The 19030-nt window shown below is 29.4% G+C and carries 11 protein-coding genes; all 11 read left to right on the top strand.

Features of this window, described 5'->3' with window-relative positions; all coding sequences use genetic code 11:
• The first annotated feature begins 11 nt into the window (after positions 1 to 11).
• The 11 genes from ABXT48_RS02610 to ABXT48_RS02660 all read left to right on the top strand — a co-directional run bounded on the left by ABXT48_RS02610 (position 12) and on the right by ABXT48_RS02660 (position 19029).
• Entirely contained in the window at positions 12 to 1703 is a 1692-nt protein-coding gene (locus ABXT48_RS02610) for a carbamoyltransferase C-terminal domain-containing protein (protein ID WP_415303218.1), read from the top strand.
• Between the two features lie 319 nt (positions 1704 to 2022).
• On the top strand, positions 2023 to 3960 hold the full coding sequence (locus ABXT48_RS02615; protein ID WP_415303220.1) for a tetratricopeptide repeat protein: 1938 nt from the start codon (positions 2023 to 2025) through the stop codon (positions 3958 to 3960).
• Positions 3961 to 4180: 220 nt separating this feature from the next.
• Complete coding sequence (locus tag ABXT48_RS02620; RefSeq protein ID WP_415303222.1) at positions 4181 to 5890, top strand: tetratricopeptide repeat protein; 1710 nt, start codon at positions 4181 to 4183, stop codon at positions 5888 to 5890.
• A gap of 53 nt (positions 5891 to 5943) precedes the next feature.
• The gene (locus tag ABXT48_RS02625; protein WP_415303224.1) at positions 5944 to 7419 is read left to right on the top strand and encodes a tetratricopeptide repeat protein; all 1476 of its coding nucleotides are present in this window, start codon (positions 5944 to 5946) and stop codon (positions 7417 to 7419) included.
• 186 nt (positions 7420 to 7605) lie between these two features.
• On the top strand, positions 7606 to 9285 hold the full coding sequence (locus ABXT48_RS02630; protein WP_415303226.1) for a tetratricopeptide repeat protein: 1680 nt from the start codon (positions 7606 to 7608) through the stop codon (positions 9283 to 9285).
• A gap of 34 nt (positions 9286 to 9319) precedes the next feature.
• Entirely contained in the window at positions 9320 to 10642 is a 1323-nt protein-coding gene (locus tag ABXT48_RS02635; protein WP_415303228.1) for a protein arginine N-methyltransferase, read from the top strand.
• 18 nt (positions 10643 to 10660) lie between these two features.
• Positions 10661 to 11875: a tetratricopeptide repeat protein gene (locus ABXT48_RS02640; RefSeq protein WP_415303230.1), complete on the top strand. Its 1215-nt coding sequence runs from the start codon at positions 10661 to 10663 to the stop codon at positions 11873 to 11875.
• Between the two features lie 102 nt (positions 11876 to 11977).
• A complete protein-coding gene (locus ABXT48_RS02645) occupies positions 11978 to 14059 on the top strand; it encodes a tetratricopeptide repeat protein (protein ID WP_415303232.1) in 2082 nt (693 codons plus the stop codon).
• Complete coding sequence (locus ABXT48_RS02650; protein WP_415303233.1) at positions 14037 to 15311, top strand: tetratricopeptide repeat protein; 1275 nt, start codon at positions 14037 to 14039, stop codon at positions 15309 to 15311. Before ABXT48_RS02645 ends, ABXT48_RS02650 begins: the two co-directional genes overlap by 23 nt.
• Positions 15312 to 15425: 114 nt before the next feature.
• Positions 15426 to 17282 (top strand): tetratricopeptide repeat protein, encoded by a 1857-nt coding sequence (locus ABXT48_RS02655; RefSeq protein ID WP_415303235.1) that lies wholly within the window; start codon positions 15426 to 15428, stop codon positions 17280 to 17282.
• 1 nt (position 17283) lies between these two features.
• Positions 17284 to 19029 carry a tetratricopeptide repeat protein gene (locus tag ABXT48_RS02660; RefSeq protein WP_415303237.1) on the top strand — a complete coding sequence of 582 codons (1746 nt, stop codon included), beginning with the start codon at positions 17284 to 17286 and terminating at the stop codon, positions 19027 to 19029.
• Position 19030 lies beyond the last annotated feature (1 nt).

A 19030-nucleotide genomic window follows, 5' to 3' on the forward strand; every position in this document is an offset into this window, starting at 1 on the left:
TAAATTAAATAATGAGTATAATTTTAGGAATTAATACCCATCACAATGGTAGTGTGGCCCTTATCTGTGATGGCAAGGTAAAATCAGCAATTCAAGCCGAAAGAATTTCACGTGTAAAGAGACAACCCTTGCCCTTGGAAAGAGATATAAAATTGACAGCAAAGTGTGTGCATTATTGCTTGGACGCTGCAGATTTTGAATATTCAGATATTGAAGCGATAGCTTTATGTACGCCCCAGAAGTTAACAAAAATTAATGATTTAGATTTATTTCGTTATATTGGAGGTATTCCTAAAAAATATGCAGAAACATTTTATGTGCCTCATCATTTTTCACATATGGAATATATTGCTCATTATGGAAATTTAGAACCAGGAATAATCTTAATTATTGATGGAAGTGGATCATTAGAAGAAGATAGATTGTTTTTTAATGTGAGGGAAAAATATCATTCTAAAGTTATTGATTACATACAATTTGGTGGCAAAGAGGTGATTTCAGCCTATTGGTTTGATGGATTGACTAGTTCATTAATTTACAGATTTAGTCCAAGCCATCATCCAAATGATGAAATTAATAAAGGCACCGATCTACTTCAAAGTATTGGTCAGTATTGGGAATGGGCATCACTTTATTGTTGTGGTTCAAGAAATGATGCTGGCAAAGTAATGGGGTTAGCTGCGTTTGGGGATGTAGATCAAATGAGTGAGAAAACAAGTCTTTCAATTACTGACAAATGTGAGCTAAATCTAAACTTTATAGAGTTAAAAAAAAATTTTAAAGATCCAAATATACTTAGTTTAGACCTATCAAATAGCAAACATCATCAGAATTTAGCACTGAAAGTACAGTCAGAAACTGAAGATGTGATTTTAAAATTACTTGGCATTCTTAAAGAAAAATATCCTACAGACACACTTTATTATTGTGGTGGTGTAGCTTTAAATGTAGTGGCTAATGAGAGAATAAAAAGTAGCAACTTATTTAAAAATGTTGTTTTAAACGGATCTGTTGAAGATAATGGTACAGCAATTGGAGCTGGACTAGCAGCAAGTATTCAGCTTGGTTACAAAAGAAAATCTTCAGTAATAACAGACTATTATGGTCGAAAGTATAGTCATGAAGAAATAATGGAAGCAGTAGCAGAGTATAATTTTTCTCACAAAGTTCTTTCAGATAAAGAGTTATTTGAACATGCTGCAGATTTAATTAAGAAAGAAAAAATATTTGGTTGGTTTCAAGGGGGAAGTGAATTTGGTCCCCGTGCTTTAGGTAATCGAAGTATTTTAGCAAACCCTAGCAGTCCTACCACTAAACATATTTTGGATCATTATATGAAGTGTAGAGATAGGTATCGACCATATGCACCAGTTGTAATAGAAGAAAAAGCTAATCAATATTTTGATATTAATACTAGCTCACCAGTTATGATGAGAAATGTTAAAGTTTTAGATAAAGGACTAGTTGCAATTACTCATTTTGACGAAACTGCTCGGATTCAAACAGTAAATAAAAAAGATAATGAAATATTATATTTATTACTTTTAGAGGTAGAAAAAAAAACAGGCTACCCCATTCTATTAAACACTTCTTTCAATCTTCCGGGAGAACCTATAGTGGAATCACCTCATGATGCTTTATCTTCTTTTTCAAGAGGGGCATTAGATAATTTATTTTTAGGAAATGTTTTAATATCACGTTAATGTTTAGATGTTATCTTGCTTAACTTGGGTTCTCTTTCAAAAGGTTAATGTAATCAACAGCTTCTTGAAATTTATCATCAGTAATATCTTTATAAGAGTTGACTAGCTTCTCTTTGACACAGATTGTAACAGTGAAATAACACCTGACTCTCGACACCCGCCTCTGACAGCCTAAAACCCTTATGCTTACTCAGTTATTAAAATATACTTGGCGTAAACATTAAGAAACTTAGAAAAAAACTAGACAATTTTCTGGGTGCTCATTAACCTAATTCCATCACCTAGACACCTGATTAGGGCTTTGGTAGGGTCTTTTTTTATGAAAAAACCTATTGTTAATGTTTTAGAACCATCTCGGCAACAATTAGAATTTCTCTTAAAATTATATCAAACTGGAAAATATACTGATACTGAAAAATTATCACTATCCCTCACTGAAGAATTTCCCAAACATCCATTTGCCTGGAAAGTGCTTGCCGCTGTGCTTAAACAAATAGGCAAGATAAATGAATCGTTAGTTGCTAGTCAAAAATCTGTACAACTAAATCCACAGGATGTCGAAGCTCACTACAACTTGGGTGTCTTACTACAAAAACAGGGCCAATTAAAAGAAGCTGAAGCAAATTACAAAAAAGCGATAACACTAAAGCCTGACTATGCTGAAGCCTACAATAACTTGGGTGTCCTACTGAAAGAACAGGGCCAATTAAAAGAAGCTGAAGTAAATTACAAAAAAGCGATAACATTAAAGCCTGACTATGTCGAAGCTCACTACAACTTGGGTGTCTTACTACAAAAACAGGGCCAATTAAAAGAAGCTGAAGCAAATTACAAAAAAGCGATAACACTAAAGCCTGACTATGCTGAAGCCTACTACAACTTGGGTGTCTTACTGAAAGAACAGGGCAGATTAAAAGATGCTGAAGCAAGTTACAGAAAAGCGATAACATTAAAAGCTGACTTTGCTGAAGCCTACAATAACTTGGGTAACACACTCAAAGAACGGGGCAGATTAAAAGATGCTGAAGCAAGTTACAGAAAAGCGATAACATTAAAAGCTGACTTTGCTGACGCCTATCTCAACTTATGTGAACTCTTGGAAAAAACTAATAAAGTAGATGAGGCTTTGTTGGTTATAAAAAATGCGAAAGTAAAAGTTGTTGAGAAAGAAGCAGACTTTTTATTCTACGAGGCACTAATTCTATTTAGAGAGAAAGATTATGAGATGGTTGAAGAGCTCATAAAAAAAATTAACAAAGATGAATTATCTGAAGAAAAAAAACTGTATTTAATGAAGCTTAAAGCTGACTGGTATCATCATAAGAAAGACTACAGTGCTGCACATGAAGAATTCAAGTCTATGAACGAATATGTGAAAGATAGTCAGAAATACAAGAAACAACAATCAGAAAATTACTTTAATAACCAAAGAGAAAAACTTTTCCAGATTGAACAACTACAGCAACAAAAGTTATACAAGTCGGTTATTAAACCAAAATGGATTCAGCCTACTTTTTTAATCGGCTTCCCAAGATCTGGTACAACCCTGTTAGACACTATTTTAAGAACCCATTCAAATATAGATGTTGTAGAAGAACTACCAATGGTAGAAAAAATGAATAAAAGCTTGGGAAACGTTACAGCTATTTCCACAGTTGAAGATATAGATAATGCAGCAGCAGAAATTGCAAGTGGCTTTTACTTAGAGGAATTGAAGAAGTATATCGAGGTTGGTAAAAAACAAGTAGTAATAGATAAGCTACCTCTTAACATTTTACAGCTCCCTCTAATTAATCAAATTTTTCCAAACGCAAAGTTTGTTGTAGCTTTGCGACATCCACTTGACTGTGTCCTGAGTTGCTGGATGCAAAACTTTGAGCTAAATCCTGCTATGGCAATTATGGTTGACCTAGAGAGGATAGCTGATTTTTATTGTACCGCGATGGAATTTCTTAAGTTTAGCCAGGAAAGATACTCGCTAGATATCCATAGAATTCATTACGAAGAATTGGTGTTTGATTTTAAGGGAAACATTTCTAAGCTTCTAACTTTCTTGAATTTAAAATGGGAAAAGGAGTTAATTAATTATCAAAAGACAGCACTTGCTAGAGATAGAATTTACACACCAAGTTATCCACAAGTTGTGAAGCCAATCTATAACACCGCTTCCAACCGCTGGAAATGTTATGAAGAATATTTAGAACCATATAAATCAAGACTAGAGCCATGGATACAAGAATATGGGTATTCAAGTTAAATCAAGAAATACTTTTACAAAAGTGGAATCACCTCATGATGCTTTATCTTCTTTTTCAAGAGGGGCATTAGATAATTTATTTTTAGGAAATGTTTTAATATCACGTTAATGAACAAAAAAAATTTAATATCAATTACTCAAAATTACTTTGATATGGTAAAATCTCATAGAATTTTGATTATAGCTACATTATACTAGTAATGATAAAATTTTATCAACAATGAAACTAACAGTTAATCAATTATTAGAAAAAGCTATTATTGCAAATCAACATAATAATCTTGATGAAGCTGAAAGATTTTATCAAAAAATATTAGAAATTGAACCAGCACATTTAGTAGCAAATAATAACCTGGCTGTCATACTTCAGTTTAAGGACAAATTAGATGAAGCCGAATTTCTTTATCAAAAAATAATAGAAACTCAGCCAACACATCCAGATGCTAATCATAACTTAGGTGCTCTAAAAGTCTCACAAAATAAAATAGCTGATGCACTACCATTTTTTAAGATAGCCCTTGAAAGTAATTCTAATATTGAACAATTTTATATTAGCTATGGAAGCACACTAATTAGAGAAAAAAAATTTAAAGAAGCTGAAGCAATCTACCGAAAAGCAATAGAGCTGGAACCAAAATTTTTTATAATTCATTTTAACTTAGCTGTTCTACTAACAAAACTTGGAAAATTAAAAGAAGCAGAAATACTTTACAGAAAAGCAATAACACTCAAACCTGAATTTGTGGAGGCTTATAATGGTCTTGGAAATATATTTTATCAATCTAATAAATTAGAAGAAGCTGAAGCAAGCTATAAAAAAGTAATAGAATTAAAATCAGATCATGCTGAAGCGCATAATAGCTTAGCTGCCACACTACATAAACTTATTAGACCTAAAGAGGCAGAAGAAAGTTTAAAAAAAACACTAATAATTAACCCCAAGCATGTAAATGCACTAAATAATCTTGGGTCAATTGTTATGGAAAGAGGTGATTACCAAAATGCAATAGATTGTTATCAAAAAGCTTTATTAGTAGATCCAAATAGCCCTGTGGCCCATTATAATTTAGGTCACATCTTTTACACTGAAGAAAAATACAAAGAAAGCATATTGGCACTTAGACAGGTGAATACAAAAAAAAGTAGGGACCTCATATTGAAATGCTTGTATAAATTAGGTGACAAATCTCTTTTTTTGAAAGAATTAGACGAACGTATAAAAGAAGGAGAGAACAATGCTAATCTTGGTTCACTCATTTCTCGTTCAGAAATCAAATTTGAAACCAAGAGATCAAATCCATTTTGTGGAGAACCATTAAAATACGCTTTAAAAACTGACTTAACTAAAGAATATGATTTTAAAAATATCTTTGTCAAACCTATAAAAGATACTTTAAAAAAAAGTGATATTTCTTCTAAGCGCCAAGATCTTTTAACGAACGGTGAGCAAACGGATGGCAATCTGTTTAATAAAAAAGATGATTCTTTAGAAAAAATTAAAGATATTATATTATTAGAAGTAGAAAAATATCGTGCTCATTTTAAAGATAGTAATGAAGGATTTTTAAAGAATTGGCCAACTAATTTTGAACTTAAAAGTTGGATTATAAATATGAAAAGTGGAGGTAAAATATCCCCTCATATACATGACAATAGTTGGTTGAGTGGCAGCATTTATATAAATGTGCCACCAAAATTAAAAACTGATAGTGGTAATTTAGTTTTATCCATTATTAATGAACCTGGATTTGAAAGAGAAACAAAGCAAAATCTAAGAAAAATAATGGATGTAGTGACTGGAAGTTTGTGTTTCTTCCCAGCCTCTTTGCATCATCATACAATTCCATTTGAATCTAATGAAGAGCGTACAGTATTAGTATTTGATGTGATACCTGATGATGTGGCTACAAATAGTGTTGATCTAAATTAACAACCTTAGCATGACTATACTATCATACAAGTTAGTGATAAATAGTGCTCACAATGGAATTAAAAGTTAATCAACTATTCGAAAAAGCTATTATTGCACAAAATGATGGTAAAGTTGAAGAGGCCGAACATTTATACAAAAAAATACTAGAAATTGAACCGAACTACCTAGATGCTAATAATAATTTAGCTATTATATTTCAACACAAAGGTAAAATAGAGCAGGCTGAGACTCTATACCAAAAAATATTAGAAACCCAGCCAATACATTCAGATGCCAATCATAACCTGGGCGCTCTAAAAGTTTTACTAAATAAACCAGATGATGCACTGCCATTTTTTAAGATAGCCCTTGAAGGTAATTCTAATATTGAGCAGTATTGGATTAGCTACATAGATGCACTTGTTAAAGACAATAAACTTGAGGAAGCAGAAACAATTTCTAGGAAAGCAATAAAACTTAAACCTGAATTTATTAAAGTTCATTTTAATTTAGGTTTCATACTAAATGAATTAAAAAAACCTAAAGAGGCTGAGGTAATCTACAAAAAAACAATAACACTTAAACCTGAATTCGTAGAAGCTCATAATAATTTAGGTCTTATTTTGAAAGATCTCGGTAGACTAGATGAAGCAAAAAGTTGTTATGAAAAAGCTATAGAGCTTAAACCAGATTTTGCAGAAATTTATAATAATTTAGGTGAAGTTCATCATTTATTAAGAGAAAATCAAAAAGCAAAAAGTTGTTATGAAAAAGCAATAGCGCTTAAACCAAATTTAGATCAGGCATATAATAATCTTGGAACTATATTTAAAGATTTAAAAGAATATGAAAAAGCAAAAAGTTGTTATGAAAAAGCAATAGAGCTTAAACCGGATTTTAATACTGCTCATAGCAATTTAGATGTTATGCTAAAACAAAATGAATTATTATTAATTATCAAACAGACAATAAAACAAGATGAGAAAAATAAAACTGACAACTTAATTTCTTCCAGTAAATTAAATATCAATCAATTTACCTCATATAGAAGTGTTGAATCAGAACTTATTAATAAATTATACAAAATAAATGCTACACCATTAGATAAATTAGAAAAAGATCCTCGCTATGGAAATGGTAGATCTTCAGACTATAAATTGTTTGAAAATGACTGTTCTATTATAAAGACTGTCTCAAAAGATTTGATTAATATTATGAAGCAGACTGTGAAATCTGATATTTATATAATGGAATCTTTTTTTAATATTCTAAGTGCTGGAAGTGCCTTAAAACGTCATTGTCATATTACTGATTTTGATAAATTTCATGGGCTAAATAATCAAAAGTATAGTCTCACTTACTATCTTTCTATAGGAGATCAAAATTCCAATGAACCAGGTGTTTTAACACTTTACGATCCTGAAGAAAAAATTTTACCAACCGAAGGTATGATAATGATTTTTCCTGCCGACAGAATGCACTCCGTGGTATATGATGGAAAAATAGATAGAATTATGATCGGTGTTAATTTTTATAGTATTATTTAGATAATAATTAATTAAATAGAATAATTAATGTTGATTTTGTGAAATAACATTTCCAAATAAATTCTAACAGTAGACCATTTGTCAACATATCAAAACTCAAATTTTGAATAAAATTTTATAGACTCTTAATCATTTGTTATTTTTGATATGGTAAGAATATAATAACAATGGTAAAATTTATTCATTATGACAATAAGTATCAACCAAGCTATAAAGGTACATAAAGAGGGTAAACTTGAAGAAGCTGAGCGTCTTTATCAAAAAATATTAGAAACTCAACCAATACATCTAATGGCTATTAATAATTTAGGTGTTCTGTTATTTAGCCTTGGAAGGCTAAAAGAGGCTGAGGAAAATTATAAAAAATTAATAAAACTTAAACCAGATTTTGCTGAAGCTTATAATAACTTTGCTAAAACATTATTTAAACTTAATAGAATTAATGAAGCTGTAGAAAATCACAAAAAAGCTATAGAGCTTAAACCAAATTATATTGAGGCCCATAACAACTTAGGTACCATAATGTATAAACTTGATAGGTTAGAGGAGGCTCAGGAGAGCTATAAAAAAGTGATAGAGTTTAAACCATCTTCACCAAACACATATTACAACTTAGGTAATATATCCAATAAACTTGATAAATTAGAAGATGCAGAGAAAAATTATAAAAAAGCAATAGAACTTAAACCTAATTTTTTTGAAGCTTATTATAATTTAGCAAATACCCTGAAAGATCTTGATAGATTAGAAGAAACAGAGAAAAATTATAAAAAGGCAATAGAATTTAAGGATGATGATGCTATCGTTTATAATAATTTAGCATCCACACTGGAAGAACTTGGAAGATACAAGGAAGCAGAGAAAAATTATAAAAAAGCAATAGAACTTAAACCTAATTTTTTTGAAACTTACATTAGTTTGGCTGCAACTTTACGTAAGCTTAATAAACTAGATGAATCTGAAGAGATTTATTCCAAAGCCCTAAACTTAAAACCAGGTTGGAAAGATGCATTATTTGGTAAGGGAGAAACCTTATTTGAAAAAAAAAATTTTGAATTAGCATTGAGAGATTTTGATATTTGTAACACTTCAGACTCAAGGTGGCGATCATTAACATGTCTATATGCCTTAGGAAAGACGGAAGAAATCTATGAACGTATTGAGAAATATTCAGATCTAGATGATAAAAATTTAAGAGTTGCAGCATTTTCTGCATTTATTTCTTATAAACAAAAAAAAATTACAAAACATAACTTTTGTAACAATCCAATAGATTTTATACATACTTCCAATATTTCATCTCATCTAAAAAAATCTAATTTATTTATTAATGAGGCAATTAAAGAATTGGGAAATGTAAAAACTAGGTGGGAACCCTTTGGGAGAACCACCTTTAACGGTTATCATTCAGGTAATAAACTCAATTTATTTAAAAACCCCCAAGAAAAAATGAATAAACTTAGGTCAATAATTTTAGACGAAATTGATAAGTATTGTCTAAAATTTAAAAATGAATCTTGCTCTTTTATTAAAAAATGGCCTTATGAAAATGATTTATTTAGTTGGTATATTAATTTAAAAAAACAAGGGTATCAAACTGCTCATTGCCACCCATCAGGTTGGTTGAGTGGAGTTATTTACTTAAAAGTTGTGCCAACACTTGATAAAAATGAAGGAGCTATAGAATTTAATTTGAATGGGCCGCACTATTCTGATGATAACTCACTAAAAGTAATACATAAACCAAAAGTTGGAGATATTGTTTTATTTCCATCATCTCTTTATCATCGAACAATTCCTTTTACGACCGATACAGATAGAATTATTGTTTCCTTTGATTTAATACCAAATACAAAAAATAATTAGACATATAATATGCGGTTAAAAAATAAAAATAATAATGATTACTGACCAAACATTAAAACAAGCCATTAAAGCTCATCAAGAAGGTAAACTTGAAGAGGCTGAAAAACTTTATAAAAAAATATTAGATACCGAACCAACAAATTTAGATGCCAATAAAAACTTGAGTATTTTACTTCTTAAACTTGGCAAATTAGATGAGGCAGAAACGAGTTGTAAAAAAACAATAGAACTTAAACCAGACTTTATGGAATGCTATTATGACTTAGGCAATATACTTTATCAACTTGGTAAATTAGATGAAGCTGAAAAAAATTTTCAGAAAGTTATAGAACTTAAACCTGACCATATTGAAGCTTATTTCAATCTAGGTGTAATATTTGTTGAATTAGGAGACAATCTAAAAGCAAAAAGTTTTTATGAAAAAGTAATTAAGATTAATCCTAACCATGAAAAAGCCCTTATTAATCTTGCTGAAATTTTTTTAGGACTCGGCGAATTTGAAAAGTATTGGGATTATTTTGTTAAACATTTACAATTGAAATCTAAAAAAACAGTTTCTAAGGCTAATTTACAAAATGTTATTCCTAAATTAGTAAAAAAATTACAAAAACAAAATAGTATTCCTACTTTTTTTGATAATGCAGTGCTGTCTCAGTTAAGAGGAGAAACGAGTCAAGAATTTGATTTTTGTGATATTTTTGAGAAAGAACTATTTTCAAAAGAAAAACGTTTTGTGCTATATTCGTCAAGAATTAAAAGTCAATTAGAGGTAAAGTCTGAAAATAAATTATATAGAGGATTTCCTTACTTGCTTTCTCAAGGTGCTCACTCAACTATTAAATGGAAAGAAGTTGATTTGTGTAAAACTACTTTTGACTTAGCAATATTTTCGATGATACTTCAAGAAGTTAAACCTGATACTATTATTGAATTAGGATCTGGATTAGGAGGTAGCGCCACTTGGCTTGCGGATATAGCATCTGCACTTGGGCTGAAGACACACATTTATAGTTATGATATTAAAAAACCATCAATCAATCATAAGAATATTACTTTTATTGAGTATGATCTTAACAAGATGAATGGGCAAAATTTACCACCTTGTTCAGAATTATTTAAAGGAAAAAAAATTTTAATAGAAGATGCTCATGTTAACTTAGAAAATACGTTAAATTTATTTGATACTATTTTAAAAAAAGATGATTATTTAATAATTGAAGACAGCGATATCAAACATGATGTTATTTCAAAATTTTTAATTGAGAAAGAATCCAAATATAGGTTAGATCAATTTTTTTTAGATTTTTTTGGAAGAAACGTTACTAGTTGTAGTAATTCTATATTTAAGATTTATTAAATATGATTTTTTTTTAATATGAAACTAACTATTAATCAAACATTACAACAAGCTGTTACAGCTCATCAAGAAGGTAAACTTGAAGAGGCTGAAAAACTTTATAAAAAAATATTAGATACCGAACCAACAAATTTTGATGCCAATAAAAATTTAAGTATTTTTTTTTATAAACTTGGCAGATTAGATGAGGCAGAAGCAAGTTGTAAAAAAACAATAGAGCTTAAACCAGACTTTATGGAATGCTATTATGACTTAGGCAATATACTTTATCAACTTGGTAAATTAGATGAAGCTGAAAAAAATTTTCAGAAAGTTATAGAACTTAAACCTGACCATATTGAAGCTTATTTCAATTTAAGTATTATATTTAGAGACCTCGATAGATTTGATGAAGCTGAAAAGAATTTTAAGAAAGTCATAGAGCTTAAGCCAGACCATATTGAAGCTTATTACAATTTAGGCACTACAAATTATAAGCTTGATAGATTAGATGAAGCTGAAAAGAATTTTAAGAAAGTCATAGAGCTTAAGCCAGACCATATCGGTGTCCATTTCATTCTTGGTATTAACTATAAAAAACAAAAGAAGTTGAGTATGGCTATATCCAGCTTTTATAGACATATAATTATTAAACCTGACGATCATCAGGCTCGTTATTATTTAGGAAGTTTACTAGAAAATGAAGCAAAATTTCATTATGGTTATGCGTTTGAAAAAACGAAGGATACAAAAAGATTTTATGAAGAAAAATTAAAATCAAAAAAACTTATAAAAAAAAATATCTTAATTGAAAAAAATATTATTGGTTATTTAAACAAACTTTCTAAAGATATCAATAATCTTTATGGGTTTATTAATATTGAGAAGGACGAAAAATCTACTCCTTCTATTAATAATGGCCCTTGTGGAGCATTTGCAAACGAATTTTATATAGAATGGAATTTACGCTTTAACAACAAAGTTAAAATTGCTTTTGTTATGAGACCAATACCATTCGAGTCAATGCATGTTTTGATTAAGCTACCTAATGAAAATTTATTTGATGGAGGCGTTGGGGTTCATGATATTGAAACTTATAAAAAAAAAGGTCTTACACTTATGACTATGGAGGAGTATGATATAAAAACTTTAGATAAGTATTCATGGGGGTTAAATAAAATACACCCAAAATGTCCTAGTTTTTCAATAAATAAAATATCCTCACTTATAACAGAATGTTTAGAAAAATTTTAAATTTAAGTGTTTTTTTTAGAATTATTATAAATAAAAGATGAATGGGTGTTTTTAATATTTACAATGATTATTAATTGATTTGATCATAATGTATTAATAAAAATGATTACAGACCAAACATTACAACGAGCTATTACTGCCCATCAAGAAGGTAGGCTTGAAGAGGCAGATCATCTTTATCAAAAAATATTAGAAACTCAACCAACACATCCAGACGCCAATCATAACTTAGGTGTTCTTAAAGTTTTATTAAACAAATCAGCTGATGCGCTGTTATTATTTAAAATTGCTGTTGAAAGCAACCCTAGCATTGAACAATATTGGTATAGTTATAGCAATACCTTAATTAGAGAAAAAAAATTTAAAGAAGCTGAGGCAATATCCAGAAAAGCGATAAAATTTAAACCTAACTTTGTTACAATTCATTTTAATTTAGGTTTTATATTAAATGAAATTGGAAAATTTAAAGAAGCTGAATTAAGCTATAAAAAAGCAATAACACTCAAACCTGAATTTGTTGAGGCTTATTACAATTTAGGTGCAACACTGCAAGCTCTTGGTAGAACTGATGAAGCTGTAGAGAGTTATAAAAAAGCAATAATGCTTAAACCAAAATTCGTTGAAGCTCACAACAATTTAGGAGTTATCTTGAAAGACCTCGGTAAATTTGATGACGCTGAAGCAAGCTATAAAAAGGCAATAGAATATAAAGTAGATTATGCAGAAGCACTTAGCAATTTAGGTGAAGTGCAAAAATCTTTAGGAAGAATAGACGACTCACTATCAAATTATAAATACGCCTATCAATTAAAACCTGACTTAGATTATCTATTGGGTGCCTTGATACATCTAAAAATGAATTTTTGTATCTGGGATGATTTACCAAAAAATATCAACATGTTGACAAAAAAAATTAATAATGGAGAAAAAGCCTCAACACCATTCGCTTTACTCTCATTGATTGATGATCCAAGCATCCATAAAAAAGCAGCAGAAATATATTCTAATGACAAATTTCCTAGGTCTAATATTTTTCCACGAATACCTCAATATCACGACCATGAAAAAATTAAGATAGGGTATTTTTCTGCTGATTTTTGGAATCATCCTACTTCATATCTTACTGCAGAGCTTTATGAAAACCACGATAGAAAAAAATTTGAAATTCATGCATTTTCGTTTGGTTTAGATACTAATGATAAATTTAATATTCGGATTAAAGAAGGTGTTGATTATTTTCATGATGTTCGAACGATGTCAGATTATGATGTGGTAAAACTTGTAAGATCTTTAGAGATTGATATTGCCATAGATTTGAAAGGCTTTACAGGAATGAATAGGCAGGGCATATTTGCAATGTCAACAGCACCAATACAAGTTAGTTATTTAGGATATCCAGGAACAATGGCGGTAGACTATTTAGATTATTTGATTGCAGATCGCACACTTATTCTTAAGGAAAAAGAAAAGGATTATTCAGAAAAAATTGTTTATATGCCAAACAGTTATCAACCCAATGTATCTAAGAAAAGTGCTTTTAAAAGTTCACTAACACGTCAAGATGTAGGACTACCTAATAGAGGTTTCGTATTTTGCTGTTTTAATAATCAATACAAAATTACTCCTCTTACTTTTGCTGGGTGGATGAGAATACTTAAAGCAACTGATGGCAGTGTCTTATGGCTATTAGTTAACAATATTAATGCTGCTAAAAATTTAAAAAAAGAAGCGGTAAAATTAGGAATTAATGAAGATAGATTAATTTTTGCCAACTATATCCCAAATGAAGAACATTTAAAAAGAATACAATTAGCTGATCTTTTTATTGATACACTTCCTTACAATGCTCATACCACAGCAAGCGATGCTCTAAGAATGGGATTACCTGTATTGACTTGTATCGGTGATTCTTTTGCTGGTAGGGTAGCAGCTAGCTTGCTTAATGCAGTTAGATTACCTGAGTTGATTACCACATCACAAGATCAATACGAATCATTAGCTATCGCCTTAGCAAAAAACCCAGAAAAAATGAAAATTATTAAAGACAAGTTGGTTAACAATTTAAATAAAACAACACTATATGATGCTGCTTTATATACAAGAAATCTAGAAGTTGCATATTCGGTTATGTATAAAAGATTTAAAAATAAAATAGATTTAAATGACATTAAAATTAATAGTTAATCAATTATTTCAAGAAGCTATTACCGCTCATCAAGAAGGTGAACTTGAAGAAGCTGAAAAACTTTATAAAAAAATATTAGAAACTGAACCAACACAAATAGACGCCAATCATAATTTAGGACTAATAAAAATTTCACAAAATAAATCTGCAGAAGCAATACCATTATTAAAAATTGCAGTTGAAACTAATCCTAGTATTGAACAATTTTGGGTTAGTTATACTACAGCTCTGATTAATGAAAAACAATTTGAAGAAGCTGAATCTTGCTACAGAGAAGCTATCAAGCAGAAAGTTAATTCTGCTAAAATTTATTTTAACTTAGGTATCACACTAAATAAACTTGGAAGATTAGAAGAATCTGAAGAAAGCTATAAAAAAGTAATAGAACTTAAACCAGACTTTGCTGAAGCATATAATAATTTAGGCAATATACTTAAAAAACTTACAAGACTAGATGAGGCTGAAATAAATTATAGAAAAGCAATAGAACTTAAGACAAATTATACTGATGCTCATAACAACTTGAGCATTACGCTACGTGAACTTGGTAGATTAGATGAGGCTGAGACAAGCTGTAAAAAAGCCATAAAACTCAACCCAAATTTTGTCAATGCTCATGTTAATTTAAAATCTATTTTAAAATATAAGGAATTATTATTTAAAATTGATCAACAAAAAATAACCAATCAAAACAGTATAAAAAAACAAGATACTCAAAAAACTTTAAAACTTAATACATTTGTCTCAAATAGAGCTGTAGAAACAGATCTTATCAAAGATTTGTATAAGATAAAATTTACAGAGATAAGTAAAAAGGATACAGGACCTTTCTTTGGAAGTGGTAAAGTCTCAAATTTCAACTTGTTTGAAAATGATTATCTTTCTCTAAAAGCTGTAGAAAAAGATTTAATTAAGATCATGTGCCACGCTGTTGGATCAGATGTTTTTATAATGGATTCTTTTTTGAATATTTTAAGTGCTAACAGTGGCTCAAATTATCACTCTCATTTAGGTAATTTTGATGTGAATAATAATTTAATAAATCAAAAATATAGTCTTCAGTATTATCTTTCAGTTGGAGATCAAAACTGTGAAAATCCAGGAGTTTTTAAACTCAAAAACCCTTTTGAAGAAATTTTACCGACCAATGGAATGATAACAATTATTCCTGCTGGTCGAAGTCATTCAGCAACATATAATGGAAAAAAAGATAGGGTGATGATAGGTGTTAATTTTTATGGTCTCATCTAAATGATTCTTAACTATAGTCAAAATATAATGACAATGATAAATGTTTGTTCATTATAAAGTTTAAAATAAGTTAATTTAAAAAAAAGTATTACCTCTTATAAAGTAGTGGAATAAATGAATACAAATAAAGATTTAAACATAAATGAGATTTTTACACTAGCAGTCGAGTATCACCAAAAAAATAATTTTCAAACTGCTCAAGATTTTTACAATCAGATTTTAAAAACAGATCCCAATCACTTAGGTTCATTAAATAATCTTGGAAGTGTTCATAGAGAGCTTGGCGAATATCAAAAAGCAAAAGCCTTTTTTGAAAAAGCAATTGAAATTAATCCTAGTTTCGCAGACGCACATAACAACCTAGGTGTAATTTATAAAGGCTTTAAAAACCTGCCAAAAGCAATAATTTGTTATGAAAAGACAATTGAAGTTGACCCTGACAATGTAAATGCACTTAATAACCTTGGATCAATATATGTAGATATGGAAGAATATCAAAAAGCAAAAGATTATCTTGAAAAAGCAATCACAATTGATCCTAATTTTGTAAGTGGCTTAAATAACCTTGGTAGTACATTTTATAAATTAGGTAATCATCAAAAGGCAATAGAGTGCTTTGAAAAAGCAATCACAATTGATCCTAATTTTGCAAAAGCACATAACAATCTTGGAATTATATTTCATGATTTAAACGAATATAAAAAAGCTATAAAATGTTATGAAAAAGCAATTGTTGTAGATTCTAACTTTTTAGATGTACATTATAATCTTGGTGTGACTTTTCAAAAACTAGAATATTATCAAAAAGCAAAGAAATGTTTTGAAAAAGCAATAGTAATTAACCCCAATTATGCAAAAGCACATAACAACCTTGGAATTATATTTCAAAATTTGGGTGAATCTAATAAAGCAAAAGAATGTTATGAGAAAGCGATCAATATAGACTCTGACAATAAAGATTTTTTAAACAATCTTATAATTGTGAAGATTAATAAATTAGATAATTTTGATGAAATAATCAATTTAAGTTGCAAAACTTTAAAAATACAACATGAAAAATTAAAATTTATTAATCAAAGTATATCTTTTTTTCGACTTAAACATGACGTTCAACAAGCAAAATACCTTATTACTAAGGATTATAAAATAGATGGTGTTGATCAATTTCAAAAAGTGGGTGATGAAATTTTAGGCCGTCAAGAACATCAAAACAATGACAATAAAGAAATATTATTGACATCAGATGAAATAAGTTCACTTTTACCATTTTATAAATCAGATTTTACATACAAACCAAAAAAAATCTCTGGTAGCTGTATTAACCCTAATAAAAATTGGCAAGATGTTGAAGATGAGTATTTTGATAGCTCTAATCAAATAATGTATATTGATGATTTTTTATCAGATGAAGCGTTGATAGAACTTCGTGAGTTTTGCCTAATATCCAAAGTTTGGAACAAAGAATATAACAATAAATATCTTGGCTCTTTTTCAGAAGAAGGTTTTGTTAACCCAATATATTTACAAATTGCAGTTGAACTAAAACAGAAGTTACCTAAATTGTTTGGACCACATGATGTGGGCGGATTTTGGGGTTTTAAATATGATTCAACTCTTGGTAAAGGAATTAATATTCATGCTGATTATGCTCTTCACAATTTAAATTTTTGGATAACACCTGATGAATATAATAATAATAAAAATGGCGGAGGGCTAAAAGTTTATGATGCACCTGCACCAGACTATTGGACCTTTCAAGATTATAATTCTGGTGCAAAAGAAACGGTTTATAAATTCTTAAAAGAAAATGATGCTAACTGTGTAAATGTACCTCATAAATGTAACAGAGCTGTTTTATTTAATTCAGCTTATTTCCATGAAACAGATGAAATAGATTTTAAAGATGAATATGAAGGGCGAAGAATAAATAATACTTATCTTTTTGGTCACAGATTGCGTAAAAAAAAATAAGATGGATATAAAAAAAACTTTTGCATTAGCGGTTCTAAATCATCAAAAAAAAAATATTCAAGTCGCTCAAGATCTATACAAAAAAATTTTAAAGATTGACCTTAATCATATAGATGCTCACAATAATCTTGGAGTTATATTTCAAGGCTTAGGTGAAAGTTTAAAAGCAAAAGAGTGTTTTGAAAAAGCAATCACAATTAATCCTAATTTTGCAAATGCTCATAATAACCTTGGTGCTGCACTTAAAGAATTAGATGAAAGTCTAAAAGCAAAAAAGTGTTTTGAAAAAGCAATTACAATTAATCCTAACTATCCAGAAGCATATCTTAATCTGGGTATAATATTTGTTGATTTAAAAGAAAATCAAAAGGCAAAAGAGTGTCTTGAAAAAACCATTGTAATTGATCCTAATAATATAGTTGCTCATAATAACCTTGGCATAATATTTAAAGAACTGAGAGAACATCAAAAAGCAAAAGAGTGTTTTAAAAAAGCAATTAAGACTAATCCTAATTTTATAGATGCTCATAATAACCTTGGCATAATATTTAAAGAACTTGAAGATTATCATAAGGCAATAGAGTGCTTCGAAAAAGCAATCACAATTGATCCTAATTTTGCAAATGCTCATAATAATCTTGGAATTATATTTCAAAACTTAGGAGAGCATCAAAAAGCAAAAGAGTGCTTCGAAAAAGCAATTACAATTGATCCTAATTTAGTTGAAGCTCAAAAAAATATCTCACTTGCTTATATCAGAGAACTGAATGATTTTGAGAAAGCTATCAGTTCGAGCTACAAAAGTTTAAAAATGGAAAAAGACGAGTTTAAATTTATTAATCAAAGTATATCCTTGTTTCGTCTTAAGCACGATGTTCAGCAAGCAAAATACCTTATTGCAAAGAATTATAAAATAGATGGTGTTGATCAATTTCAAAAAGTTGGAGATAAAATTTTAGGCCGTAAAGAAAATAATGAAGGTAAAAATAATTATGATAAGAAAATATTATTGACTTCAGATGAGATCAACGCACTACTACCTTTCTATAAATCAGATTTTACATACAAACCAAAAACAATTTCTGGAAGCTGTATTAACCCTAATAAAAATTGGCAAGATGTTGAGGATGAGTATTTTAATAGTTCTAATCAAATAATGTATATTGATGATTTTTTATCAGATGAAGCGTTGATAGAACTTCGTGAGTTTTGCTTAGTATCTAAAGTTTGGAATAAAGAATATTATAACCCTTTCCTTGGAGCATATTCTGAATCTGGATTTATTAGCCCAATGCATTTACAAATTGCAATTGAACTTCAGCAAAAGTTACCCAAATTATTTGGCCCACATAAATTAGGTCAATTTTGGGGATTTAAATACGATTCAACACTTGGTAAAGGAATAAATATTCACGCAGATTTTGCGCTGCACAATCTTAATTTTTGGATAACGCCTGATGAATATAATAATAATAAAAATGGTGGAGGGCTAAAAGTTTATGATGCACCCGCACCAGACCATTGGACCTTTCAAGATTATAATGCAAGGCCAGATAAAATTTATAAATTTTTAAAAGAAAATGATGCAAAGTGCACCAACATACCGCATAAATATAACAGAGCTGTTTTATTTAATTCAGCTTATTTTCATGAAACAGATGAAATAGATTTTAAAGATGAATATGAAGGTCGTAGAATAAATAATACTTATCTCTTTGGAAATAGATTGGTTGAACAAATAAAATAAG

Source organism: Candidatus Pelagibacter sp. Uisw_101, assembly GCF_047727615.1.
Classification (GTDB): Bacteria; Pseudomonadota; Alphaproteobacteria; order Pelagibacterales; family Pelagibacteraceae; genus Pelagibacter.

Bases quoted from the DNA above. Each gene is read 5' to 3' on its own strand.
- ABXT48_RS02615 (WP_415303220.1), top strand. From the start codon at position 2,023: ATGAAAAAACCTATTGTTAATGTTTTAGAACCATCTCGGCAACAATTA.
- ABXT48_RS02645 (WP_415303232.1), top strand. From the start codon at position 11,978: ATGATTACAGACCAAACATTACAACGAGCTATTACTGCCCATCAAGAA.
- ABXT48_RS02625 (WP_415303224.1), top strand. From the start codon at position 5,944: ATGGAATTAAAAGTTAATCAACTATTCGAAAAAGCTATTATTGCACAA.
- ABXT48_RS02610 (WP_415303218.1), top strand. From the start codon at position 12: ATGAGTATAATTTTAGGAATTAATACCCATCACAATGGTAGTGTGGCC.
- ABXT48_RS02620 (WP_415303222.1), top strand. From the start codon at position 4,181: ATGAAACTAACAGTTAATCAATTATTAGAAAAAGCTATTATTGCAAAT.
- ABXT48_RS02635 (WP_415303228.1), top strand. From the start codon at position 9,320: ATGATTACTGACCAAACATTAAAACAAGCCATTAAAGCTCATCAAGAA.
- ABXT48_RS02630 (WP_415303226.1), top strand. From the start codon at position 7,606: ATGACAATAAGTATCAACCAAGCTATAAAGGTACATAAAGAGGGTAAA.
- ABXT48_RS02650 (WP_415303233.1), top strand. From the start codon at position 14,037: ATGACATTAAAATTAATAGTTAATCAATTATTTCAAGAAGCTATTACC.
- ABXT48_RS02660 (WP_415303237.1), top strand. From the start codon at position 17,284: ATGGATATAAAAAAAACTTTTGCATTAGCGGTTCTAAATCATCAAAAA.
- ABXT48_RS02640 (WP_415303230.1), top strand. From the start codon at position 10,661: ATGAAACTAACTATTAATCAAACATTACAACAAGCTGTTACAGCTCAT.
- ABXT48_RS02655 (WP_415303235.1), top strand. From the start codon at position 15,426: ATGAATACAAATAAAGATTTAAACATAAATGAGATTTTTACACTAGCA.